The sequence below is a fragment of the Vibrio sp. D173a genome (assembly GCF_030248475.1).
Genome location: NZ_JAHGAH010000527.1, coordinates 1 through 725 on the forward strand (window position 1 = coordinate 1; position 725 = coordinate 725).

At 48.7% G+C, this 725-nt stretch carries 1 protein-coding gene; it reads left to right on the forward strand.

Going from position 1 to position 725, the window contains the following annotated elements; genetic code table 11:
• Nucleotides 1-725 (forward strand): RNB domain-containing ribonuclease (locus KIV40_RS27265; protein ID WP_285352320.1); only part of this gene is annotated, 725 nt, incomplete at both ends.

A 725-nucleotide genomic window follows, 5' to 3' on the forward strand; every position in this document is an offset into this window, starting at 1 on the left:
GGCGCGATTCTCGATGGTGATGAAGAGCTTCGTCAGCGTTACGAGAGAGAAGTACCGCACCTTGAAGAGCTGCATAAGATGTACAAGGTGCTTAAGCAGACTCGTGATGAGCGTGGTGCGATTGAGTTTGAAACGGTAGAAACCAAGTTCATCTTCAACGCTGACCGTAAGATTGACCGCATTGAACCTGTGATTCGTAACGATGCTCACAAGATCATCGAAGAGTGTATGATTCTGGCGAACATCGCTTCTGCTTCATTAGTAGAAAAAGCCAAAGAGCCAGCTCTATACCGAATCCATGAGACTCCAGGAGAAGAGCGCCTAGCTGGCTTTAAAGATTTCTTGGGTGAGTTAGGTCTAAGCTTGGAAGGTGGTCTGCAGCCATCGCCAACCGATTACGCACAACTGATTCGTCAGATTAACGAGCGCGAAGACCGCGAACTGATTCAAACCATGTTGCTACGTTCTATGAAGCAAGCGGTATACAACGCCGACAACTGTGGTCACTTTGGCTTGGCACTGAAGCGCTACGCGCACTTTACTTCACCAATTCGTCGCTACCCAGATTTGCTCTTACACCGAGCGATCAAGTACCTGATTGCTAAAGGTGAAGGCCGCAACACTGACCGTTGGACACCAACTGGTGGTTACCATTACTCATTTGATGATATGGATTTCTACGGTGAGCAGTGTTCGACAACCGAGCGTCGTGCAGATGATGCCAC